The sequence below is a fragment of the Methylomicrobium lacus LW14 genome (assembly GCF_000527095.1).
Lineage (GTDB): Bacteria > Pseudomonadota > Gammaproteobacteria > Methylococcales > Methylomonadaceae > Methylomicrobium > Methylomicrobium lacus.
The window spans coordinates 389,682-412,491 of the sequence record NZ_AZUN01000001.1 but is presented as its reverse complement, the minus strand read 5'-3'; the positions used below and the strand labels follow the sequence as shown (position 1 = coordinate 412,491).

Annotated in this window: 18 protein-coding genes; 3 read left to right on the top strand and 15 right to left on the bottom strand. The window is 56.9% G+C overall.

Going from position 1 to position 22,810, the window contains the following annotated elements; translation table 11 throughout:
* Nucleotides 1-358: 358 nt before the first annotated feature.
* The 5 genes from METLA_RS0101825 to METLA_RS0101805 all read right to left on the bottom strand — a co-directional run bounded on the left by METLA_RS0101825 (nucleotide 359) and on the right by METLA_RS0101805 (nucleotide 9,486).
* Nucleotides 359-4,627 (bottom strand): DEAD/DEAH box helicase, encoded by a 4,269-nt coding sequence (locus METLA_RS0101825; protein WP_245598715.1) that lies wholly within the window; start codon nucleotides 4,625-4,627, stop codon nucleotides 359-361.
* Nucleotides 4,628-4,684: 57 nt separating this feature from the next.
* On the bottom strand, nucleotides 4,685-5,581 hold the full coding sequence (gene ttcA, locus METLA_RS0101820) for a tRNA 2-thiocytidine(32) synthetase TtcA (protein WP_024296927.1): 897 nt from the start codon (nucleotides 5,579-5,581) through the stop codon (nucleotides 4,685-4,687).
* A 172-nt stretch (nucleotides 5,582-5,753) separates the two neighbouring features.
* Nucleotides 5,754-6,974 (bottom strand): beta-ketoacyl-ACP synthase I, encoded by a 1,221-nt coding sequence (gene fabB, locus METLA_RS0101815; RefSeq protein WP_024296926.1) that lies wholly within the window; start codon nucleotides 6,972-6,974, stop codon nucleotides 5,754-5,756.
* Between the two features lie 11 nt (nucleotides 6,975-6,985).
* Entirely contained in the window at nucleotides 6,986-7,501 is a 516-nt protein-coding gene (gene fabA, locus METLA_RS0101810; protein ID WP_024296925.1) for a 3-hydroxyacyl-[acyl-carrier-protein] dehydratase FabA, read from the bottom strand.
* Between the two features lie 77 nt (nucleotides 7,502-7,578).
* Complete coding sequence (locus METLA_RS0101805; protein WP_024296924.1) at nucleotides 7,579-9,486, bottom strand: transglycosylase SLT domain-containing protein; 1,908 nt, start codon at nucleotides 9,484-9,486, stop codon at nucleotides 7,579-7,581.
* A 108-nt stretch (nucleotides 9,487-9,594) separates the two neighbouring features.
* Between METLA_RS0101805 and METLA_RS0101800 the strand changes: the two genes are divergently transcribed.
* Both METLA_RS0101800 and METLA_RS0101795 read left to right on the top strand, forming a co-directional pair.
* Entirely contained in the window at nucleotides 9,595-11,406 is a 1,812-nt protein-coding gene (locus METLA_RS0101800) for an ABC transporter ATP-binding protein (RefSeq protein WP_029646322.1), read from the top strand.
* Between the two features lie 56 nt (nucleotides 11,407-11,462).
* Nucleotides 11,463-12,296, top strand: coding sequence for a PHP domain-containing protein (locus METLA_RS0101795; RefSeq protein ID WP_024296922.1), 834 nt, complete (start codon nucleotides 11,463-11,465; stop codon nucleotides 12,294-12,296).
* A 103-nt stretch (nucleotides 12,297-12,399) separates the two neighbouring features.
* Here the strand turns inward: METLA_RS0101795 and METLA_RS0101790 are convergent, their stop codons facing one another.
* The 10 genes from METLA_RS0101790 to rpsB form a co-directional block, all read right to left on the bottom strand.
* Nucleotides 12,400-13,356: a quinoprotein relay system zinc metallohydrolase 2 gene (locus METLA_RS0101790; protein ID WP_084480040.1), complete on the bottom strand. Its 957-nt coding sequence runs from the start codon at nucleotides 13,354-13,356 to the stop codon at nucleotides 12,400-12,402.
* A 181-nt stretch (nucleotides 13,357-13,537) separates the two neighbouring features.
* Nucleotides 13,538-14,281, bottom strand: coding sequence for a DsbC family protein (locus tag METLA_RS0101785; protein WP_024296920.1), 744 nt, complete (start codon nucleotides 14,279-14,281; stop codon nucleotides 13,538-13,540).
* A gap of 67 nt (nucleotides 14,282-14,348) precedes the next feature.
* Nucleotides 14,349-15,722: an RIP metalloprotease RseP gene (rseP, locus tag METLA_RS0101780; protein ID WP_024296919.1), complete on the bottom strand. Its 1,374-nt coding sequence runs from the start codon at nucleotides 15,720-15,722 to the stop codon at nucleotides 14,349-14,351.
* 6 nt (nucleotides 15,723-15,728) lie between these two features.
* Nucleotides 15,729-16,913, bottom strand: a complete 1,185-nt coding sequence (ispC, locus tag METLA_RS0101775; protein ID WP_024296918.1) for a 1-deoxy-D-xylulose-5-phosphate reductoisomerase — start codon at nucleotides 16,911-16,913, stop codon at nucleotides 15,729-15,731.
* Nucleotides 16,913-17,782, bottom strand: coding sequence for a phosphatidate cytidylyltransferase (locus METLA_RS0101770; protein ID WP_024296917.1), 870 nt, complete (start codon nucleotides 17,780-17,782; stop codon nucleotides 16,913-16,915). The genes ispC and METLA_RS0101770 overlap by 1 nt, the downstream gene beginning before the upstream one ends.
* A 20-nt stretch (nucleotides 17,783-17,802) precedes the next feature.
* Nucleotides 17,803-18,570 carry an undecaprenyl pyrophosphate synthase gene (locus METLA_RS0101765; protein WP_024296916.1) on the bottom strand — a complete coding sequence of 256 codons (768 nt, stop codon included), beginning with the start codon at nucleotides 18,568-18,570 and terminating at the stop codon, nucleotides 17,803-17,805.
* Nucleotides 18,571-18,584: 14 nt separating this feature from the next.
* The gene (gene frr / locus METLA_RS0101760; protein WP_024296915.1) at nucleotides 18,585-19,142 is read right to left on the bottom strand and encodes a ribosome recycling factor; all 558 of its coding nucleotides are present in this window, start codon (nucleotides 19,140-19,142) and stop codon (nucleotides 18,585-18,587) included.
* The gene (gene pyrH, locus METLA_RS0101755; protein ID WP_024296914.1) at nucleotides 19,142-19,867 is read right to left on the bottom strand and encodes a UMP kinase; all 726 of its coding nucleotides are present in this window, start codon (nucleotides 19,865-19,867) and stop codon (nucleotides 19,142-19,144) included. The genes frr and pyrH overlap by 1 nt, the downstream gene beginning before the upstream one ends.
* 55 nt (nucleotides 19,868-19,922) lie before the next feature.
* The gene (gene tsf, locus METLA_RS0101750) at nucleotides 19,923-20,804 is read right to left on the bottom strand and encodes a translation elongation factor Ts (protein ID WP_024296913.1); all 882 of its coding nucleotides are present in this window, start codon (nucleotides 20,802-20,804) and stop codon (nucleotides 19,923-19,925) included.
* A gap of 86 nt (nucleotides 20,805-20,890) precedes the next feature.
* Nucleotides 20,891-21,634 carry a 30S ribosomal protein S2 gene (gene rpsB, locus METLA_RS0101745; protein WP_024296912.1) on the bottom strand — a complete coding sequence of 248 codons (744 nt, stop codon included), beginning with the start codon at nucleotides 21,632-21,634 and terminating at the stop codon, nucleotides 20,891-20,893.
* Between the two features lie 411 nt (nucleotides 21,635-22,045).
* Between rpsB and map the strand changes: the two genes are divergently transcribed.
* Nucleotides 22,046-22,810 carry a type I methionyl aminopeptidase gene (map, locus tag METLA_RS0101740; protein WP_024296911.1) on the top strand — a complete coding sequence of 255 codons (765 nt, stop codon included), beginning with the start codon at nucleotides 22,046-22,048 and terminating at the stop codon, nucleotides 22,808-22,810.

Genomic DNA, 22,810 nt, shown 5'->3' with positions numbered 1-22,810 from the left:
CTGTCAACAACAAGCTAACTGCAATTAAACATCCCAACAGACGTAAAAAATTGCGTCATAAGGCTATCTAAATATTTTTAAAATCATAAAACTGATTTATATTCAATAATGTGCAAAAAGTTATCATATCCCAATCAAAATGCAATACCCTTCATAAAATTTATCTGGTAAGCCGCCCAAGTTGCTCGATCAGGTTAAGGACATAATCCGCCAAGCATTACTGCATCTGCACCGAGCAGGCATACCGACTGGATCAAACGCTTTATCAGAAACATCACCAAGATGCTGCATCCCGAAGGGTGCGGACGGCATGAATATGCAGACTTAATCACCCGCATGCAAAGTCATAAACCCCTCGTCAAACATCACTACGCATCAGGCTCAGCAAATCATCCGCCGACATCCTGCCGCTGACATCCGCCCCGTCGAGCAGGCTGTCGGCGAGGTCGCGCTTGTGGCTGTGCAGCGCGACGATTTTTTCTTCGATGGTCTGTTTCGCGATCATCCGGTAGATCGTGACCGGGCGCTGCTGGCCCATGCGGTGGGCGCGGTCGGAGGCCTGGTCTTCGACCGCCGGATTCCACCACGGGTCCATGTGGATCACATAATCGGCCGCGGTCAGGTTCAGGCCGACGCCGCCGGCTTTCAGGCTGATCAGGAACAGTTCGCCGTCGCCGCGCTGGAACGCATCGACGCGCTGCTGGCGCTCCTTCGCCGGCGTCGAGCCGTCCAGGTATTGGTAGGCGATGCCGCGCTGTTCGACATAGTCCTTGATGATCTGCAAATGATCGACGAACTGGCTGAACACCAGCGCCTTGTGTTTGTTGTCGAGCAGTTCCTCGACGATCTCGCCGAAGGCGGACAGCTTGCTGCTCGGCAGACTGATCTCGGCGTTGGCCAGACGGCTGTTGCAGCAGCTGCGGCGCAGTTTGCTGATCGCGGCCAGGATTTGCAGGTGCTTTTGGCCGGGAGGTCCGTCCGTGCCGGCCAATGCGTTTAGACTTTCGCGGCGGATCGCTTCGTAAAACGCCATTTCATCGGGACTGAGTTCGACATAGACCGGAATTTCGGTGCGCGGCGGCAATTCCTGCAGGACCTGGGTCTTGGTGCGGCGCAGGATGAAGGGCTGGATCAGCTTCTTCAATTGCTGGCGCGCGGCGCTGCTGCGGTCGCGTTCGATCGGTCCTGCAAAGCGTTTATTGAATTGTTCCTGCGAGCCCAAGAGTCCCGGATTGATGAAGCGGAACAGGTTCCAGAGTTCGCCGAGATGATTTCCCAGGGGCGTTCCGGTCATGATGATCCTGAAATCGCCTTGCAGATTCATCGCGCCTTGCGAGCGGCGGGTCGCGGTGTTTTTGATCGCCTGCGCCTCGTCGAGAATCACCGTTTGAAAGCGGATTTTCGCGAGCATCTCGGCGACCTGCTCCTGCTGCAACAGGCCGTAGCTGCAAATCAACAGATCGTAAGGCCCGAGGCTGTCCAGCTGTCCCTGGCGGTCGCCGCCGCCCAATTGCTGAGGATTCAGAGTCGGCGCGAAGCGGTTCGCTTCCTTTTCCCAGTTCATGCACACCGAGGTCGGCGCGACGATCATCGACGGACCGTTCGGCGCGCGTTCGACCAAGAGGGCGAGGCCCTGTATCGTTTTGCCGAGCCCCATGTCGTCGGCCAGACAGGCGCCGACGCCCCACTCGGCCAGCCGCGCCAGCCAGGCGTAGCCGTCCATCTGATAGTCGCGCAGCTCCGCCTGAAAGGTCGAAGGCAGGACCGGCTGAAACTCGCGCGCGGACTTCAGCCGCCGCACCTGCTCCTGCCAATGCTTGTCGGCCTTGAAGGTGCCGCCGTCCTCGCCCCAGTCTTCCAGGGCCAGGGCCGCGAGCGGATTGATCCTGACTTTCTTGCCGCTGATGTCGGCATAGGCTTGCAAATCTTCCAGACGGCGGCGGAACGCATCGGTCAAGGCGACGAACTGGCCGTCCTGCAATCGCAGGAAGCGGCCCTTGCTGTTGCCGAGCAATGCCAGCAACTCCTGCATTTCGATTACCGTCGCGTCATTGATCTTCAACTCGCCTTGCAGCGCAAACCAGTCGTTGTCGCGCTTGATGTGCATGCTGAAGGCCGAAGCCCCGGCCTGGCCGAGCAGCCGGAATCTGACACCTTCCGGCCATTCGACGATCACCTGCCCCTCAGGCAGCGCCTGTAATTGCAGCAACAGTTCGAGGCAGTGCTCCGGCTCTTCGAGCAGCCATTCGCCGGCTTCGTCCTGTTCCGCCTCTGCCAGCGCCGGACAGGCCGCGAAGAGTTCGTCAGCGCTCTGCCTTTCGCGCTTCAGGTCACGTTTAGCCTGTAAGCGCCTGCCGTCGATCTCGGCCAGCACGCTTTCGCCGCCCTGCCCCGGAGGATAATACGCGCCGTCGGTCGCAAACGGGCGGATCAGCAGCGCGGCCTTCAGGCCTTCGCCGAGCGGCAACAGATGCAGCCGCGGCGTGGCGTCGGCGGCGATCTGTTCGGCGGTGCTGGAACTGCCGCCGATGTCCGAATGCACAGTCAACAGCCCCGAGATGCCGGTCAGGGTTTGCAGCACGCGCTCCTGCGCGGATAACGGCACTTCCAGGCCCTTGGCCCCCAGTACCGAATAAATCTTTTGATGGGCGGCGGTGAATTCGATGACGCGCAGACGGGTCGGCGTTTCCTTGCTGACATGGACAGATTGCTCTAACCCCGGCACCGGGTTGAGTTCGATCCGAATTTTGTCGCTGTTATCCTGCCGGCTGACCCGCAATTCGGCCTCGCCCTTGACCACTTCGACCCGGACCTCGGGCGAGGCCGCCCAAAACAACAACGGGTGACCGGCCAGTTCCAGAGGCATTTTGCTGTTGAATTCGTAATAGGTCGAACCGTACCAACTGGTGTCGCGGTATTCACTGATCGTTCTGCAGAGCTTCAGGTCATGTTCGCTCAGATAATCGAAACTGTCGAGTTCCGTATGCAGGCGCTTCAAGGCCACGGCCCGCCCCTTGCTCCAGCCGCCCTTGACCTGCTGTTTCTGTTCGCGCGGCTCGATCCGGAGCGAATGGCTGGCTTCGTGATAGGAGACCAGCCAGATCAGGCGAATCGGCTTGTCCGCGGCAGCCGAGGGTTCGGCGCTTCTGGCATCCTGCGGCGTGATATTCAGCAAGGCATCCAGCGCCAGATCCCAATCGGGGCGGCTGGCGAACAACTCGGCCAAGGCCAAAGGGCGCCCCGCCAGAAAGCCCGCATCCCAAAGTTTAGCCTCGTAAGGATTGATCTTGGCGAATACCTTGGCCAATTCCGCCGCCGGCCAGCGGTAGCCGTTGTCGTGCAAATGCCGGTACAGGCGTTTCTGGTCGCCTGTTACTTTGGCGACATGATCGGCTTTGACCCAGAATTTGATCAGCAATAAAAAAATATGCTGTAGCAAATTCGGCATCAGCATCATCGTTTCCGGCTCGCCGTCTTCGGTAAAACCGGAACTGATTTTATAGGGAATCGCGATCGCCAGCATTTCGTCGCGCCGCTGCAATTCGCCCTGTTCTAATTTCTGAAACAGCGCGAGATAACGGTAAACCTCGGTCCAAAGGCCGTTGGCCTTGACTGCTTGCGTGAGCAGCGCGGGCAATTTGGCCAGCCGCTGGCTGTCCTTTTGCTGCAAAATGGCGAGCGGATAAATCACGCCGGCCATGCCCATGAAATAGGCCGTGCGTTTGCCGGTTTGTTTTCTTAGTGCCGCCAGCGCCTGATCGAATTGAACTATCGCTTGCGCGGTATCGCCGTGCAGAAAGGTCCGCGCGGCGGCAACGGCCTGCAAATCGGGCTCGCCGCGGCCGGCAATCCAGCCTGCCAGCTCCTCCCAATCGCCGCGCAGCAATTGCAGCTCCGCGAAGGCCCGAATCGCCAAAGGCGACTGCACAAAGCCCGGCTCCAGCGCGCATTGGCGTAAAAAATCGCCCACGGACGGATCGTTATGCAGATACAGCAACTGGTGCAGGCCGATATAGCCGGCAATCTGCTGTAAAATGACCGGGTGCCGGTTCTTGAGCCAGGCCGCATCGAGAGGATTCAGAACCCACGCCAGATAAATATCGAAATCATCCGGCAAGCGTAAAACATAACGGCCGATTTTGAGGCATTCATTCGCCTGCGCATAGTCGCGGAGATGAAATAGAATGCGCGCATCCCGCAAACATTCATCAGCGTTTTGGTAACGGTAATAGCCGCCGCGCGTCGGTGCATGCCTGCCGATGCTGGCCGCGACTTTCTCGAACGCGCGCTTGTCTTCCGCCAGTTTCCGGGTCAAGGGTTCGACAATCCGCCTGGGACAACGGTAAACCGACTGTTTGGGGTGTTTCTCGACCAGTTGCAAGGATTGCAGCGCTTCGAGATAGGGTGTGACCGTATCCCCTTTAGGCTCCTTGCCTTTCTTGTCCTTAAAACCGAGATCGTACAGGCATTTGCCGATCAACGCGGGCGAGGCATAGCCGTAATACACGACCAGCACGTTCAGCGCGGCTTCTTGTTCGGGAGGTAGCTGTTCGGCGGCATTTAACAGGGGGGCGAGCGAATCTGGCGTCATCGTGTTCAGGTCGTGATGCCGCTTAACAAACGGCATGATGATTTGGACAATTGCGCTGCCGGAGGACTCTCCCGCGGCGGCTTGAAAGGAATTTTATTCGGCCGTGCCGAGGATCGCAGCTGTCCGGGCCTTGGCGAAATTGCGGTCGAAAATGACCGGCTGTTCGAGCGGCATCGGCGCTTCTTCGGTCGCCCCGCCGCGCTGCAAGCCGGCGAAATCGAACAAAGCGGCATCGGCCAACTGCGAAGGCGCGATATTTTGCAGGCTGGTGAAGATCGTTTCGAGACGGCCAGGGAACTGCTTGTCCCAACCCGTTAGCATCTGTTTCATCGCCTTGCGTTGCAGATTTTCCTGCGAGCCGCAGAGGTTGCATGGAATGATCGGAAAATTCTTGAAGGCGGAGAAACGCTCGATGTCCTTCTCGCGGCAATAGGCGAGCGGGCGGATCACGATGTTGCGCTTGTCGTCGCTCAAAAGCTTCGGCGGCATCGCTTTCAGTTTGCCGCCGTAGAAAATGTTCAGGAAGAACGTTTCCAGGATGTCGTCGCGGTGATGGCCGAGCGCGATCTTGGTCACCCCGTGCTCTTCGGCAAAACCGTACAGAATGCCGCGCCTGAGCCGCGAGCACAGCCCGCAGGTGGTGGCGCCTTCCGGGATCACCCGCTTGACCACGCTATAGGTGTCGCGTTCGATGATATGGTAAGGCACGCCGATCGATTCGAGGTATTCCGGCAGCACATGCTCCGGAAAACCGGGCTGCTTCTGGTCCAGGTTCACCGCGATGATCTCGAACTCGACCGGCGCGGTCTTTTGCAGATTCAACAGAATGTCGAGCAGCGTGAACGAATCCTTGCCGCCGGACAGGCAGACCATCACCTTGTCGCCGTCCTCGATCATGTTGTAATCGGCGATCGCGTCGCCGACATTGTGGCGCAGGCGTTTTTGCAGTTTGTTGAATTGGGTGCGGGTTTTCGAGTGGGTATCCGACATTGCGCGGCAAAAATAAAAAACAGGCTAAAGAAAAAGGGCCTTACGGCCCGTACGTAGATGGGTTTTGCAACCTTGTCCCTAACGTTTTCACATTGAAAGGTACGAAACTATGCGGACGGGGCAATATGCCCCGTCCGGCCGGAGAAGCCTTGCGGTCCCTCGCGAAAATGGTTTAACCGGTGTAGCGTTCGAATACCAGGGTGGCGTTGGTGCCGCCGAAACCGAAGCTGTTCGACATGATCGTGTTCAAAGTCACGTTGTCCTCGCGCTCGCGCACGATCGGAATGCCTTCCGCGCCCGGATCGAGATGGGTGATGTTCGCCGACGCGCTGAGGAAGTTTTCTTCCATCATCAACAACGAATAGATCGCCTCGTTCACGCCAGCCGCGCCCAAGGCATGGCCGGTCAGGGACTTGGTCGAACTGACTTTTGGCACGTTGCCGTCGCCGAAGACCGCGCGCAAGGCTTCGAGTTCGCGGGTGTCGCCGACCGGCGTACTGGTGCCGTGCGCGTTGATGTAATCAACCTTGTTCTTCACGGTCGCCAACGCCTGACGCATGCAGCGCACCGCGCCCTCGCCGGACGGCTGCACCATGTCGTAACCGTCGGAGGTCGCGCCGTAGCCGGTCAATTCGGCATAAATCTTCGCGCCGCGCGCCTTCGCGTGTTCGAGTTCCTCGATCACCAACACGCCGCCGCCGCCCGAAATCACGAAACCGTCGCGGGTCTCGTCATAAGGACGCGATGCGGTTTCCGGGGTGTCGTTATATTTGGACGACAGCGCGCCCATCGCATCGAACAGCACCGACATGGTCCAGTGCACTTCCTCGCCGCCGCCGGCGAAGACGATGTCCTGTTTGCCCATCTGGATCAGCTCCATCGCGTGGCCGATGCAGTGCGCGCTGGTCGCGCAGGCGGAACTGATCGAATAGTTGACGCCCTTGATCTTGAACGGGGTCGCAAGACAGGCGGTATTGGTGCTCGACATCGTGCGCGGCACCATATACGGGCCGACTTTTTTGACGCCTTTTTCACGCAGAATGTCCGCCGCCTCGACCAGGTTGGACGTCGAAGGTCCGCCCGAGCCCATCACCAGGCCGGTTCTCTCATTCGAAACATCGCTTTCGGCCAGGCCGGAATCGTCGATCGCCTGCTGCATCGCGATATAGTTGAACGCCGCGCCGTCGCCCATGAAGCGTTTGATTTTACGGTCGATATGCGCTTCCAGATCGATCTTGATCGCGCCATGGATATGGCTGCGAAAACCGAGCTCCTGATAAATATCCGCAAAGCTAATGCCGGAGCGTCCGAGTTTTAACGATTCGACGACTTCATCCCGATTATTGCCGATACTCGAAACGATGCCCAAACCGGTTACCACAACTCTTTTCATTACCATAAACCTTAAAAATCTGCAGTAGAAGTAAACAAGCCGACCCGCAGATCGGTTGCTTCGTATATCACCTTGCCATCCACTTCCATCGTCGCGTCTGCAATGCCCATCACCAGCTTACGCATGATCAAGCGTTTCATGTTGATCCGATATATCACTTTTTTTGCGGTAGGCAATACCTGTCCGGTAAACTTGACCTCGCCGACGCCGAGCGCGCGCCCTTTACCGGGACCGCCCATCCAGCAAAGAAAAAAACCGACCAACTGCCACATCGCATCGAGGCCCAGACAGCCCGGCATCACCGGGTCGCCCTGAAAATGACAGTCGAAAAACCAAAGATCGGGCTTGATATCGAGTTCGGCGATGATTTCGCCCTTGCCGTACAAACCGCCCTCATCGGTGATCAGAGTAATGCGATCCATCATCAGCATAGGCGGTAACGGCAATTGTGCATTATTCGGTCCGTACAGCTCGCCCCTCCCGGACATCAACAATTCCTCGCGCGTTAAGCTATGCTTTTTCTCCATCCTGTGTTTACCTTGGCAAAATTTTATTGAGTTAGACGCATATTATCTTACAGGCACTGAAAAAAATCAGCTCATTTTTACCCGGAAGGAACCGGCGGCATCAGGTCCTTCAACTTCAAGCCGTTTTTATTGAGCCGGTGTTGATAAATGATCGCATAGGATAAAACCGAAGCGACATATTTTCGGGTTTCCTTAAAAGGAATCGTTTCGACCCAGATATCGGCGGGCATGTTCCCGGCAAGCGGCAACCATTTTACGACTCTGGCGGGACCCGCGTTATAGGCCGCGACCGCTAAAGCCATATTGCCGTCGAAGCGTTGCAGCAGCTTTCTGACGTAGTAAGCGCCCAGGCGAATATTCAGATCCGGATCGAACAGGCTATAGTCCGCCGCCAGTTCCTGCTGTATCTCCTTGGCAAGCTGCCTGCCGGTTTTCGGCATCACCTGCATCAGCCCCTTCGCGCCGACGGGCGATTCGGCCCGGCTGTCGAGCATGCTTTCCTGCCGCATCACGCCGAAGATCACCGCAGGATCGAGAGCATGCCGTAACGCATTGCTTTGCACCTGTTCCTGGTAATGCAGCGGAAAGCGCAGCGCCAGATCGTCCCAATAATCGGCCTTGACCAGGGTCTGGATCGCGACGGGCGCCCACTCCCAGGATTCGGCGAGTTTGGCGGCCTGCGCTCGCTTCTCCCGGCTCAATTTGCCGACCGTAAACCACCATTGCCGTTGGGCTTCCATGTTGCGGTTTAAAGCCCTGAGTTCGCTCACAGCCTGAAAATCGGCTTCGGACGCCAAATCGCCGAGTTCATTAAAATGAAGCGGCACCGGATTATCCGCCAGACGGTAAGGCTGCGAGAGCGCGTCGGCGGCCAGGAAGCCGTAAAAGCTCCGGTCCAGGGCAGCTTCTGAGTAAAGCGCACGCGCGGCCTCGTGATTGCCGGCGGACGCCTGCACGCGCGCCTGCCAATATTGCCAGCGCGCTTCTTTCAGCTCGTCGAGCGTCAGTCCCGACAAAGCCGCCGCAATGTGCTGCCAGTTTTGTTCGAACAAAGCCGATCTGACCCGCCATTCCCTAACCTCGCCGTCATGGGCAGTCAGCCCGGTCAGCCGGTCATAGGCGCCCGCCTTTCTTTGAAACGCCAAGGCCAGCGCCAGCCGGCGCTCGATCATCTGCTTGCCGGGCTCTTTGAACTGCAGCCCGTTTTTTTCGGCATCCCAAAGCCGCGCCGCGCTATCCGGGGCCGACTTGGCCATACGGTCAATGCCGTGCGCAAAGATTCGGGCGGCAAACCGCCCCTCCGGCAAACGCGTTTTCTCTTCCCGGATCAGCTCGGGATTTTGATCCACTTTGAGCCATGCCTCCGCCGCCTCGCGGTCCAAACCGGTCAACTTGCGCGCAAGATACTCGGCCAGTTGCCGATTGTTCCCCTCCAACGCCAGCTCGAAACGCTGCCAGATCATCTCGCGGGTGATGAGCGCGGCGTCCGCCAACGCGGTGAACAAGGGCTCGCATTCGCCCGGCTGCGAACCGCCGCTCATCCAGAGCCGTTTCGCCTGCGTCAACGCCAGCCCCCGAAAACCGATTTGATATGCCGCCCGGTGATACAGGCATTCGAGCGCCACATCGCCGCCGGCCCGATACTGGTCGACATAGTCCAGCCACTGATTTTGCTCGGCCATCGCCTTGAGCCATCTTCCACGCAACAGCGACGCATAGCGCGAGTCCTTATAGGTCGACAGAAAGGCGCGAATGCTATCGGTCTGCGTCAGGTCTTTCTTAAGCCACTGGTATTGCAGATAGGGATACAGCGGATACGCGGTCAAGGTGCCGGCAAGCGCCTGAAACACGGCGGCATTGCCCTGCTCGACGGCTTGTTCGGCCAGCACGAAATCGCGGCGCTCGCGCAGCCATTCGCGCGCCCAACCGGCATCGGCCGGTAATATCAGGCATAGCGCCAGGAAAAGAAATTGCAAAGACTTCATTCGGTTTGAGAAGTGGATGGAAACGGCAGCGCCGGTCAGTTAAGCCGTGCGCGGACAAACTATGCCGGAGCCCGAGGCTCCGCTATAATGATGCGGAAAATGAAGACTATGAATGAAAACGTGCACTCCAAGCCCTCCCCATCCCAGGCGGCGCCTTTTAGCTGGAATTATATCTTTCAAATCGCCCGGCAACATAAAAAAGCGCTGATTTATTCGCATATCATCGCGATATTGGCGATGATCTCCAGCGTGCCGGTGCCGCTGTTCATGCCGCTCCTGGTCGATGAAATTCTGCTGCATAAGCCCGGCCTGATCATCCAGACGCTGAACCCGCTGGTGCCGTCCGCCTGGCAGGTGCCGATCTTCTATATCGGGGCCGTGCTGGTCGCGAGCCTGCTGCTCCGGATCATCGGGATCATTTTCAACATCATCCAGGCGCGCAAGTTTTCCTGCATCGCCAAAGACATCATCTTCCGCATCCGCCAGAACCTGATCGATCATCTGCAGACGATTTCGATGGCCGAATACGAAAGCCTCGGCACCGGCTCGATCGTGACGCATCTGGTCACCGATCTCGACACCATCGACAATTTCATCGGCAACACGATCAGCAAGCTGTTGGTCGCCAGCCTGACCATCTTCGGCACCGCGGTGATCCTGCTCTGGATGAACTGGCAACTGGGCCTGTTCATCCTGCTGCTGAACCCGATCGTGATCTATTTTACGCGCGTGGTCGGCAGCAAGGTCAAGGATCTTAAAGCCAAGGAAAACACCGCCTACGGCATCTTCCAGGAAGCGTTGACCGAGACGCTCGAGGCAATCCATCAGATCCGCGCCAGCAACCGCGAAAAACATTATTGCAAACAACTGGTCGAATCCGCGCTGTATGTGAAGGATTACTCGGCCGCCTATGCCTGGAAAAGCGATGCGGCGAACCGGCTCAGTTTCCTGATTTTTCTGTTCGGTTTCGACGTGTTCCGGGCGCTGGCGATGCTGATGGTGTTTTATGCGGACCTGACGATAGGCCAGATGCTCGCGGTATTCGGCTATCTCTGGTTCATGATGGCGCCGGTGCAGGAAATCCTGAACATCCAGTACGCCTTTTACGCGGCGAAGGCGGCCCTGGCCCGGATCAATAGGCTGAAGGCGCTGAAACAGGAACCGCATTATCCTCATCTTGAAAATCCGTTTCGGGATAAAAAAACGGTCGCTATCCGGATCGATGATCTGCATTTCAGCTACGGCGACCAAACCGTGCTGAACGGTATCAACCTGACGATCAACGCCGGCGACAAGGTCGCGCTGGTCGGCGCCAGCGGCGGCGGCAAATCGACCCTGATCCAGACCCTGATCGGCCTGTATCCGGCCCAGAGCGGCACGATTTATTTCGATGAGACGCCGATGGAACGGATAGGCCTCGAAGTCGTCAGAGAGAACGTAGTCACCGTTCTGCAGCAGCCGATTTTATTCAACGACACGATACGCGCGAACCTGACTTTGGGACGCGACGCGACCGACGAGGAATTATGGCGGGCGCTGACGACCGCGCAACTCGACGACATCGTGAAGGACTTGCCGACAGGACTCGACACGATCGTCGGCCGCCACGGCATGCGTTTGTCGGGAGGACAACGGCAGCGCCTTGCGATCGCCAGGATGATCGTCGCAAAACCGAAGGTCGTGATTCTGGACGAGGCGACCTCCGCGCTCGACAGCGAAACCGAACACAAACTGCATCAGGCGCTGGCCGAGTTCCTGAAAGGCCGGACCACGATCATCATCGCGCACCGGCTCAGCGCGGTCAAGCAGGCCGATCATGTCTATGTATTCGAAGAAGGCAAAATCTGCGAACAGGGGCGGCATGAAACGCTGATCGCGCAGAAAGGGCTGTATGCGAAGCTGTACGGCGAATATCAATAAGCGCAGGTCAAGGCAATAAAAAAGCTTGCCGGATTACACAAAATAATAACGATACCATGTCAGAAATTTACGACCTGCATTGCCATTCCACCGCCTCCGACGGCGCGCTTGCTCCGGCCGCACTGGTCGAACGCGCCCATCTGCAAGGCGTGACCGCGCTCGCGCTGACCGATCACGACACCACCGCGGGACTCGACGAAGCCCAACGCGCCGCCGAAGCCGCCGGCATCCGCTTGATTTCAGGCATCGAACTGTCCACCAGCTGGCAAAACAAATGCCTGCATATCGTCGGGCTCGGCATCGACCCCGCCTATGCACCGCTCGCCGAAGCGACGCATAGGCTGCGCAACACGCGCCTTGAGCGCGCCGAACAGATCGCCCTGAAACTCGAAAAGAAACGCATTCCCGGCGCCCTCGAAGCGGTCAGGCGAATGGCCGGCGACAGCATGATCACACGCACGCATTTCGCCGACTTCCTGCTCTCGCAAGGCCATGTGCTGAGCCAGCAGGAAGCCTTCGACCGTTACCTCGCGAAAGGCAAAGCGGCCTACGTCGCCACGCCCTGGGCGGAGATGAGCGTCGCGGTCGACTGGATCATCCAATCCGGCGGCGTCGCGGTGCTCGCGCATCCCTTGCGCTACCAGTTGACCGCCAGCTGGCTCAGACGCCTGCTGACGGCCTTCAAGGAAACCGGCGGCCAGGCCGTCGAGATCGTGACCGGACGCTATAACGCCGAAGAAATCAAGAATATGGCCGATTATGCGAAGCGTTTCGGCCTCGCAGGCTCGGCAGGCTCGGACTTTCACAACCCGGCCAATCAATATGTCGAACTCGGCCGGCTCGCGCCCTTGCCGGCGGGCATCCAACCGGTTTGGGAGTTGCTGCACTAGGCCCGGCCGTCGCTGTGTTTGAGCGCTCCATTGCCGGCGGCGACGCGCGGGTTCTGCCGGAATTTATGCGGTCAAAAACGCCGATCCTCTCGGATCGGCGCGTTCAATCTTCCCATTCCAGTTCCGCAAACGCGGTCGAAACATTTTTGCGGTGAAAATCGTCGAAGAGCTTCCATTCGGATTTTGCCTGATAGCCGATCGATTCGAGCGCCTGCTCCAAGAAACCTCCGCTTTTGATCAAGGCCCTGATGTCGGTCAGCAGCGCCTGCAAATAACGCTTTTCGGCTTGCAGGCTTTGCGGCCAGTCGGTGACTATGGGGCCGTGCCCCGGAATCACCGTTTTGTAAGGATGACGTTCCAGTTGCTCGATCTCCGCGAGCCAGCCTTTCAAACTGCCGTCGATGACCGGCAGGTGTTCGAGGAACAAGAGATCGGCCAACCAGAGGGTATCGGTCAACGGATCATAGATCGACAAATCGTTGTCGGTATGCGCGGGCCGATGCGCGGTCAGTTTCAGGATGCGTCCGCCGAGATCGATGTCGAGTTGCTTTTCGACCGCAATATCGGGCGGAATGATGTCGCCCGCGGTTAAATCTATCCCCAACAATTCCTTGGCCTTGGCCAGATAAAACCGGCCGCGCGCGGCCATCGCCCGGGCCAGATTATGATGGCCGACAAACTTGACGCCGTCCGCCTTGAACACGCTGTTGCCGTAGATATGGTCGGGATGCACATGGGTGTTGATCACATAACAGATCGGCTTGTCTGTCGTATGCTGGATCGCAAGGTATAGCGCCCGGCCCTGATCCGGATTGCCGCCGGTATCGATCACCGCGACACAGCGTTCGCCGACGATGAAGCCGATATTCGCGATCGCGCCATGGTTGTGAGTGTCCGGGATTTCATGCGGCCCCTGATGCACGTAGATGCCCGGTGCGACCTGGGTCACCGACAGCACGTTGGCGGCTGCCGCGGGCCGCATCGCAAATAACAGCAGCGCCGAGCACACCAGCAGCAAGGCTCGAAACGGGATTTTATTCGCTCGATCGCGACTCGACATGGGCTTGCCTTGAGGATGATTGAGGAGATGAATAGAGGGACGAAAAGCCCCGCTCGATTGCAGATTATATAGAGGAAACGTAAGCCGCGAGAAGCGAATCGATTCGCCTCTCGCCATTGCCTGTCCTGTCCCAAGGCTGGGTAAAAACAGCTGGATTCCGGGACCGAAAGCTCGGGAGAGCTTATTTTTCGGCCGCTTCCTTTTTCAGCTCTTCAACCAATTGTTTGGCCGGAACATAGCCGGGCAACAAATCGCCTTTTGCGGTGATGATGGCGGGCGTACCGTTCAGTCCGAACTCCTGAACCAATTGCATGTGTTGGTCGACCGGATTCTTGCAGGTCTTTTCTTTTAACGGCAGGCCTTTTTTGGCATTGGTCAGAGCGGCATTACGGTCGTCGGCACACCAGACCGAAATGGCTTTTTTATAAGAGTCCGAGCCCTTGCCGGCGCGGGGAAAGAACATGTAGCGTACCGTGATGCCTTGAGCAAGATACTGATCGATTTCGGAATGCAGCTTGCGGCAATAGCCGCAGTCGATGTCGGTAAACACCGAAACCGTGTATCTTGCAATTTTCGGCTTGAAGATGATCATGTTGTCTTCGCCGAGCTTTTCAATCGCCGCCTTGCGCACGCCGCTCATTTTCTTCATCACCGCAACCATTTTTTCTTCGGTCAAATCGGTGCGTGAAGCCAGGTCGACCAGATGCCCCTGCAGCAGATATTTGCCGTCTTCGGAAACGTAGATAATATTCGCCCCGACTTCGACCTCGAGCAGACCTTTGATTTCGGAGGGTTTGATCGAATCGATCTTGATCGACGGATCGGCCTTTGCCAGCGCTTTCTTGACGTCGTTCTCATCCGCACGCAGCGTGCCCACGGACAATGCCGATACAGCAAAAGCAACAACAGAAATAATTTTCTTCATGATCTGCTCGTTTTAAGTTGTGAATAAATTCTTGCGGAACTTGGAAAGGATGCCATCAAAAGATCGGCTATTGGAACAGACGTTGAATATCCATGATCATGCCCAATGCCATCAGCGTGACCAGGATCGCAATGCCGATCTGCTGAAAGAATAGCTGGCTTCTCTCGGAAAGCGGTTTGCCTTTAACGGCTTCGATGCCGAAAAACAGCAAATGGCCGCCGTCCAGCACCGGTATCGGCAACAAATTCAACACGCCAAGACTCACGCTGACCAGCGCGATGAACTTCAGGAAATGTACGAAGCCGATGTTAGCGGATTCGCCCGCATATTGCGCGATGCTGATCGGGCCGCTCAAGTTTTTGACCGAGGCCTGGCCGAGCACCATCTTGCCCATCATTTTCAGCGTCGAAAACGAATAGTCGTAGGTCTTGATGAAGGCCGCGGGCACCGCTTCGAGCGGGCCCAGCGAATAGTTGGCCGTCAGCGAGTTTCTGATGTCTTCGGGAATGAACACCGAGGCGCCGATTTTGCCCTCGGCCTTCGGCGCTTCGCCTGCGCGGGCCGACGGAATCTCTACGACTTTCGGCGTGATCGACAAGGCCTGGCGCGCACCGTCACGCTCGACTTCGATTGCTATCCGTTGGCCTGGATGGCTTCTGACATACTCGACCCATTGCTGCCAGTCGCCGATCGGCGCGCCGTCCGCGCTGATCAGCAAGTCCCGAGGCTTCAGACCGGCCACCAAGGCCGCCCCGTCCGGCAACACCTTGTCGATAACCGGCGGCAATTTCGGCACCCAGGGAGTGAATCCGAGACGCTTATACAGCTTCTCGGGATCGGAGACATCGGCATGGTCCAATTTGACCCACCGGACATCTTCCCTGCCCTCCCTGTCTTTGACGATCAGCTTGATTTCCTGGTCGCCGTCGAGCGCCGCGCCGATCAAGACATTCAATGTCTCGGTCCAGGTCGGCGTCGGCTTATTATTGACCGAAATAAATTCGTCGCCTTCGAGCAGACCCGATTCCGCGGCGATCGTGCCCGCTTCGATCTTGCCCAGAATCGGCTTGACGCCTTCTTCGCCGACGACCAAGGCCACCCAGAATAACAATACGGCCAGAATCAGATTAAAAATCGGCCCCGCCGCGACGATCGCGGACCGTGCCGCCAGTCCTTGCCGGTTAAAGGCATAAGGCAGATCCTGGCTTTTGACTTCACCCTCGCGCTCATCGACCATCTTCACATAACCGCCCAGCGGTATCGCCGAGAGCACATATTCGGTCGCCTCCGGCGTTTTCTGGTAAGACCATAAGACCTTGCCGAAGCCGACCGAAAAGCGCAACACCTTGACGCCGGCCTTGCGCGCGACCCAGAAGTGCCCGAACTCGTGGAACGAAACCAGAATGCCGATCGTGAGGATGAAATAGAACAGAGTGCTCATGAAAAATTAGCCGGTCAATTGATCGATAATTCGATTAGACACGATTCTAGCTAATTTATCCTGATCCAAAATAATTTCGAGCGAGTCGGCCGCCCTGACTTCGACCGCCTCCATGCAGCGTTCGATGATCACCGGAATGTCGGTAAAGCGCACCCGGCGATTCAGGAAGGCATCGACCGCGATTTCGTTGGCCGCATTCAATACCGCCGGCATCGTGCCGCCGGTCTCGATCGCCTGGTAGGCCAGGCGCAAGCAAGGAAAGCGTTCCAGGTTCGGCTCTTCGAAATCCATCTGGCGGACCGTGAAGATATTCAAAGGCTCCACGCCGGACTCGAAGCGCTCCGGCCAGGCCAGTGCATGCGCGATCGGAACGCGCATGTCCGGGTTGCCCATCTGCGCGAGTACGGTGCCGTCGATATAATCGACCATCGAATGAATCACGCTTTGCGGATGAATCACGACCTGGATCTGTTCCGGCTGCATGTTGAACAACAGGCAGGCTTCGATCATTTCGAGGCCTTTGTTCATCATCGTCGCCGAATCGACCGAGATTTTCTTGCCCATGTCCCAATTCGGATGCGCGACCGCCTGTTCCGGAGTCACAGTCACCAGATCGGCGACCGGCGTCTGCCGGAACGGGCCGCCCGACGCGGTCAACAGAATGCGCCGGGCCGTCTTCGCGCTGACGCCGGTTTCATAAGCCGCCGGCATGCATTGAAAGATCGCGTTGTGTTCGCTGTCGATTGGCAAAAGCTGCGCGCCCGACTCGGCGATCGCCTGCATGAAGATGTCGCCCGACATCACCAGGGCTTCCTTGTTCGCCAGCAACACCGTCTTGCCGGCCTTCGCCGCCGCCAATGTCGGCAGTAATCCTGCCGCACCGACGATCGCGGCCATCACCGAATCGACAGAGTCCAGTGTGGCGGCTTCCGACAAGGCCTCGGCCCCGGCCAGCACCTTCACTTCAGCGACCGCGGTGCCGGCGATTTTTTCCTTGAATGCTGCGGCTTTCGCTTCGTCGGCGACCACGACCAGTTCCGGCCGATGGCGCAGGCATTGTTCGAGCAACAAGTCGACATTGTTGTTCGCGGTCAGCGCGACGACCTTGTAAAGATCAGGATGTCTTGCGACCACATCGAGTGTGCTGACGCCGATCGAGCCGGTCGCCCCGAGTATGCAGATGCCTTTCATCAGACCAGCCCGGAAATCAAGTAAATGCCTGCATAAAACAACGGAATCGCCGCGATAATGCTGTCAACCCGGTCCAGAATGCCGCCATGGCCAGGAAGGATCGCGCCGCTGTCCTTGACGCCGCGCTGGCGTTTGACGACGCTGAAAAACAGGTCGCCGTAAACTGAAATCAACACGGTCAATACCGACAACAAGGCGAAATCGGCCGCGAAAACATAATTGAAACCGTAAATCAGGCTCAGCACGATCGCGCAGACCACTGCGGCCCCCAAGGCGCCGTAGAAGCCCTCGACCGTTTTGCCTGGGCTGATGTCCGGCGCCAATTTGGTTTTACCGTACTTCTTGCCGACGAAATAAGCGCTGATGTCGGCCGCCCAGATCAGGATCAGGAAATACATCGTCATCGGCGGCTCGTAGAAAGTGCGCAGCCGGCTCAGGAACATCCAGCAGGCGAGCAGGATGAACCAGCCGATCAATACCTTATAACGCAAACGCAGTTGCAGGTTCAGCACCGAGTGCGGCAGGTTTCTGATGCAAATCATCGCCACGATCCAGAACAGAATCGGCGGGATCACCAGCCATTCGAGGATACCCGAATACAGCCGGATTTCCGGCCAGTTGGTCCATTGCGCCAACAGTTCCAGGAACTGTGTCCAGAGCTGCAGCCCGACCATCGGCACGACCAGCGCCAGCAGAAACAACACTCTTTTGGCGATCGATTGCACATCGATCAGATACAGCCATTCCCAGGCTGCGGCCAAGGTCAGGACGGCGAGCAGCAGGGAAAAATATTCGGAAGGCAGTGTGAATACCGCCGTGGCAATCAGGGCGGCCAGAATCGATGCAGTGATAATTCGCTTGAGCAACATTGTTATAATTATCGTTAAAGTTAGAGGGTAAGCGTTTTGCCGAGCACCTGTTCGCCGGTATGACCAAAGCGCCTTTGCCGGCTTTTGAAACTCAAGATCGCCCCGTCGAGCGCTTTCTGGTCGAAATCAGGCCAGAGGGTATCGGTGAAATACAATTCGGTGTAGGCGAGTTGCCAGAGTAAAAAATTACTGACCCGCTGTTCACCGCCGGTTCTGATGAATAAATCCGGTTCCGGCAAATCCGCGGTCGATAAATGGCGATTGATCAGATTTTCATCGATGTCCTGCGCCTGCAATTCGCCGGCCGCTATTTTTTGATTGACCGCGCGAAACGCCTGGCATAAATCCCAGCGGCCGCCGTAGTTGACCGCTATCACAACGGTCAATGCGGTATTGCCTTGGGTTTGCGCTTCACCTGCAGCCATTTGCTCTTGCAAGGCCTCGGGGAAGCGGCTCCGGTCGCCGATAAAGCGCAAACGGATATTGTTTTGATGCAAGCGATCGATTTCGGCCCGCAAAGTCACCAGAAACAATTCCATCAGCAGCGAGACTTCCTCGGACGGACGCCGCCAGTTTTCGCTGCTGAACGCGAACAGTGTCAGCACCTCGACCCCTTCCTGGGTGCAATGCTCGACGATTTTGCGGACCGCCTTCACGCCGGCCCGGTGACCGACCGCGCGCGGCATGAAACGCTTTTGCGCCCAGCGGCCGTTGCCGTCCATGATAATCGCAATATGGCGAGGCACGCCGTTGTCGGTGGAGTTAAAGCTTGCGTTGCCTGACGACATGGCTGGCATCCGCATCAAATCGACAACAAATCGGCTTCTTTGGCTTCCAACAACTTTTCGACTTCCTTGACATATTGGTCGGTGATTTTTTGGATTTTATCTTCCGCATTGCGCGCGTCGTCCTCGGAAATCAGTTTTTCCTTCAAGGCTTCCTTGATCGCATTGTTCGCGTCGCGGCGGATGTTGCGAATCGCCACGCGGCCGTTTTCGGCCTCGTGTTTGACCACCTTGACCAGATCACGGCGGCGCTGTTCGGTCAACGCCGGCAGAGGAATCCGGATCGTCATGCCGGTGGTGGACGGGTTCAGGCCGAGATCCGACTTCATGATCGCCTTCTCGATCGCCTGCACCATGGTTTTTTCCCATGGCGTAATCGTCAGCGTCCGCGCGTCCTCGACCGCGATATTCGCGACCTGGGACAGCGCCGAATCGGTGCCGTAATAAGACACGCTGATCTGGTCGAGCAGGCTCGGATGCGCGCGCCCGGTCCGGATCTTCGCAAATTCGTGTTTCAGGGCTTCGATGCTTTTGCCCATGCGGGCCGCTGCGTCCTGTTGAATGTCACTAATCATTATTTTGCTCCTCGTTCAATCAGCGAACCGATTTCTTCGCCCTTCATCAGCCGCATCACCGCGCCTTGTTCAAAGATGTTCATCACCCGCATCGGAATGTCATTGTCCCGGCACAGCACGAGTGCAGTGGTGTCCATCACATTCAAGCGTTGATCCAGCGCCTCGTCATAAGTCAGACGCGGATAGAAGACCGCGTCCTTGACTTTTGCGGGGTCGGCAGAATACACGCCCTTGACCTTGGTCGCCTTGATCATCAGTTCGGCGTTGATTTCGATCGCACGCAGACTGGCCGCCGAATCGGTCGTAAAAAACGGATTGCCGGTGCCGGCCGCAAAGATCACGATGCGGCCTTTTTCCAGATGGCGGACAGCGCGGCGGCGAATATAATCCTCGCAAACCTGATTGATTTTCAGCGCGGACATCACCCGGGCCTGCAAGCCCTGATGCTCGAGCGCGTCCTGCATCGCCAGCGCATTGATCACGGTCGCCAGCATGCCCATTTGGTCGCTGGTGACCCGATCCAGTCCCTCGGACGCCTTTTCGGCGCCGCGCAGGATATTGCCGCCGCCGATCACCAGACCGACCTGGACGCCGAAATCGGATAATTCCCGGATTTCGGCGGCCAGACGGCTCAGGATGTCGGAGTCGATGCTGCCGCCCGCTTCGCTCATCAGCGCCTCGCCGCTCAGCTTTAATAAAATTCTCTGGCAAATCGGTGTTTTCATAAGTTTGTCGGATGGTTTATTAATAGCTTGTTACAAGGTCTGCCGTCAGCCCAGTTTAGCTGGCCCGCACCTGCGCCATCACTTCTTCGGCAAAGTTTTCTTCTTTCTTTTCGATGCCTTCACCGACTTCCAGACGGGCAAAACGCACGACGCCGTTGCCCTTTGAAGACACCAGCTTGCCGACCGAGACTTTGTCGTCCTTGATGAACGGCTGACCCAGCAAGGTCACTTCCGCGAAGAATTTGCTGATGCGTCCGGCCACCATTTTTTCGATGATGTCGGCCGGTTTGCCGCTTTCGGCAGCCTGCGCCTTGAAGATTTCCTTTTCCTTTTCGATCGTTTCAGCAGAAATCTCGGCGTCGGAAACACAGATCGGCTTGCTCGCCGCGATATGCATCGCCACGTCCTTGCCCAATTCCTTGTCCGCTTGGGTCAGCTCGACGATGACGCCGATCTTGCTGCCGTGCAGATAGCAGGCGGTGCCGCCTTCGGCAGTGTGGAATTTTTGGAAACGTCTGACTGTGATGTTTTCGCCCAGTTTCGCGATCAGCGCGCGGCGGGTTTCTTCAACGGTCACGCCGTCGCTCAATTTCACATCGAGCAATTGTTCGTCGGTCGCGGCATCGGCGCTCAGCAGCGCAGTCGCCACATCGTTCACGAATTTGACGAAGTCGGGCGATTTGGCGACGAAATCGGTTTCGCAGTTGATGTCGACGATCGCGGCGGTTTTTTCATCGTCGCTGATCTTGACGCCGATACTGCCTTCCGCCGCGATACGGCCGGATTTCTTATCGGCTTTCGCAAGGCCTGCCTTGCGCATGTTTTCGATGGCCAACTCCATGTCGCCGTTTGCCTCTTGCAGGGCCTTTTTACATTCCATCATGCCGGAACCGGTTCTTTCACGCAGTTCCTTAACCATACCTGCAGTAATACTCATTCTTTATGTTTCCTAATCTTATCATCACTATGAAAACGCCCCCAAAAGGAGGCGTTTTCCGGTCTCATCGAACAGCCTGTTTGGGCTTATTCGGCTGCTGGAGTCTCTTCAACGAAGTCATCCGCCTTAGCCGACAATCCTTGGGTCGCGGCTCTCGCTTCCTGAATCGCGGCGGAAGCGCTTTCGCAATACAACTTGACCGCGCGGATCGAGTCGTCATTGCCCGGAATCACATAATCGATGGCTTCCGGCGAGTTGTTCGAATCGACGATACCGACCACCGGAATGCCCAGTTTGCGGGCTTCGCTGATCGCATTTTTCTCGTAACCGACATCCAGCACGAAAATCACGTCCGGAATGCCTCTCATGTCTTTGATGCCGCCCAGGCTGCGCTCGAGCTTTTCGAGTTCGCGTTCCATCATCAGGGCTTCTTTCTTGCCGAAACGCTGATACAGGGTGCCGTCGGCCTTCATCGCTTCCAGTTCCTTCAGGCGATTGATCGACTTTTTGATGGTCTTGAAATTGGTCAACATGCCGCCCAGCCAACGATGGTTGACATAAGGCATGCCGCAACGGATCGCTTCTTCCGCAACCACTTTGCGCGCCGCTTTTTTGGTGCCGACAAACAGGACACTGCCCTTGTTTGCGGACATTTGACCCAGATAATTCATCGCGTCGTTGAACAAAGGCAGCGTTTTTTCCAGATCGATGATATGGATCTTGTTACGGGCGCCGAACAGGTACGAAGCCATTTTCGGGTTCCAGTAACGGGTTTGGTGTCCGAAGTGAACACCCGCTTCCAACATTTGACGCATTGAAACTGCCGCCATTAATTTTTCTCCTCAGTATAAAGTTTCGGAACCAAGTTCCGGTGGGTTACGCCTCCCCTTACCCCGCTTGCCAACCCGCCGCAATATGAAAAAGCAGGCACCCTGGCAAGTGTGACGGTAAGGGTGAGTATTTATTTCAGAAAAACTGAACCTAACTTTATACCATATTTTGACGAAATCGACAAATCCAATTCCCGGTCTTTTGCCGCCATGCTTTGGCGCAAGCGCCGCAAAATGCGGGCAAATTGTCCGCCATTTTACCGAGATAATCCGCGCCAAAGTTCGTCCAAAGTGGATATATGATATATTGACGCGCTTTTTACGGCAAAACTCAGCGTTTTTCTGGCGCCGTAAACCCTGAACTATTATTTTATTGAACTTCTTAAATTGCATTGAGTCTTTGCCCAAGCTATGAGCATTACCATCAAAACCGAATCCGAAATCGAAAAAATGCGCGTCGCCGGCCGTCTGGCCGCCGAAGTGCTGGAAATGATCGAACCGCATGTCGTGCCGGGCATTACGACCAATGAATTGGATACTATCTGCCACGATTACATCGTGAACGTGCAAAATGCGATTCCGGCGCCGCTGAATTACCACGGTTTTCCGAAATCGATCTGCACCTCGATCAACCAGCAGGTCTGTCACGGCATTCCCTGCGAAAAAAAACTGAAATCCGGCGACATCATCAATATCGACATCACCGTGATCAAGGATGACTATCACGGCGACACCAGCAAGATGTTTTGTGTCGGCGAGGTCAGCCCGCACGCCCAGCGCTTGATCAAAGTGACGCAAGAATCGATGTATCTGGGCATTCAGCAGGTCAAACCCGGCGCGACGCTGGGCGACATCGGCGAGGCGATCCAGAAACACGCGGAAGGCAACCGCTACTCGGTGGTCAGGGAATTTTGCGGACACGGCATAGGCAAAGTCTTTCATGAAGACCCCCAAGTGCTGCATTACGGCAAAGCCGGCGCCGGCGAAGTGCTCCGGCCGGGCATGATCTTCACGATCGAACCAATGATCAATATCGGCAAACGCCATATCAAGGTCTTGTCGGACGGCTGGACCGTCGTGACCAAGGACCGCAGCCTGTCCGCGCAATGGGAGCACACCATACTGGTCACCGCCGACGGCTACGAAATACTGACGTTACGCCAGGAAGAAAGGTAA

Excerpts from the sequence above, each read along its gene's own strand:
- pyrH (WP_024296914.1), bottom strand. The coding sequence starts at position 19,867 with ATGAAAACACCGATTTGCCAGAGAATTTTATTAAAGCTGAGCGGCGAG.
- METLA_RS0101770 (WP_024296917.1), bottom strand. The coding sequence starts at position 17,782 with ATGTTGCTCAAGCGAATTATCACTGCATCGATTCTGGCCGCCCTGATT.
- fabB (WP_024296926.1), bottom strand. The coding sequence starts at position 6,974 with ATGAAAAGAGTTGTGGTAACCGGTTTGGGCATCGTTTCGAGTATCGGC.
- METLA_RS0101765 (WP_024296916.1), bottom strand. The coding sequence starts at position 18,570 with ATGTCGTCAGGCAACGCAAGCTTTAACTCCACCGACAACGGCGTGCCT.
- METLA_RS0101790 (WP_084480040.1), bottom strand. The coding sequence starts at position 13,356 with ATGTCGAGTCGCGATCGAGCGAATAAAATCCCGTTTCGAGCCTTGCTG.
- tsf (WP_024296913.1), bottom strand. The coding sequence starts at position 20,804 with ATGAGTATTACTGCAGGTATGGTTAAGGAACTGCGTGAAAGAACCGGT.
- METLA_RS0101805 (WP_024296924.1), bottom strand. The coding sequence starts at position 9,486 with ATGAAGTCTTTGCAATTTCTTTTCCTGGCGCTATGCCTGATATTACCG.
- ttcA (WP_024296927.1), bottom strand. The coding sequence starts at position 5,581 with ATGTCGGATACCCACTCGAAAACCCGCACCCAATTCAACAAACTGCAA.
- ispC (WP_024296918.1), bottom strand. The coding sequence starts at position 16,913 with ATGAAAGGCATCTGCATACTCGGGGCGACCGGCTCGATCGGCGTCAGC.
- rpsB (WP_024296912.1), bottom strand. The coding sequence starts at position 21,634 with ATGGCGGCAGTTTCAATGCGTCAAATGTTGGAAGCGGGTGTTCACTTC.
- map (WP_024296911.1), top strand. The coding sequence starts at position 22,046 with ATGAGCATTACCATCAAAACCGAATCCGAAATCGAAAAAATGCGCGTC.
- rseP (WP_024296919.1), bottom strand. The coding sequence starts at position 15,722 with ATGAGCACTCTGTTCTATTTCATCCTCACGATCGGCATTCTGGTTTCG.
- METLA_RS0101800 (WP_029646322.1), top strand. The coding sequence starts at position 9,595 with ATGAATGAAAACGTGCACTCCAAGCCCTCCCCATCCCAGGCGGCGCCT.
- METLA_RS0101795 (WP_024296922.1), top strand. The coding sequence starts at position 11,463 with ATGTCAGAAATTTACGACCTGCATTGCCATTCCACCGCCTCCGACGGC.
- METLA_RS0101785 (WP_024296920.1), bottom strand. The coding sequence starts at position 14,281 with ATGAAGAAAATTATTTCTGTTGTTGCTTTTGCTGTATCGGCATTGTCC.
- frr (WP_024296915.1), bottom strand. The coding sequence starts at position 19,142 with ATGATTAGTGACATTCAACAGGACGCAGCGGCCCGCATGGGCAAAAGC.
- METLA_RS0101825 (WP_245598715.1), bottom strand. The coding sequence starts at position 4,627 with ATGCCGTTTGTTAAGCGGCATCACGACCTGAACACGATGACGCCAGAT.
- fabA (WP_024296925.1), bottom strand. The coding sequence starts at position 7,501 with ATGGAGAAAAAGCATAGCTTAACGCGCGAGGAATTGTTGATGTCCGGG.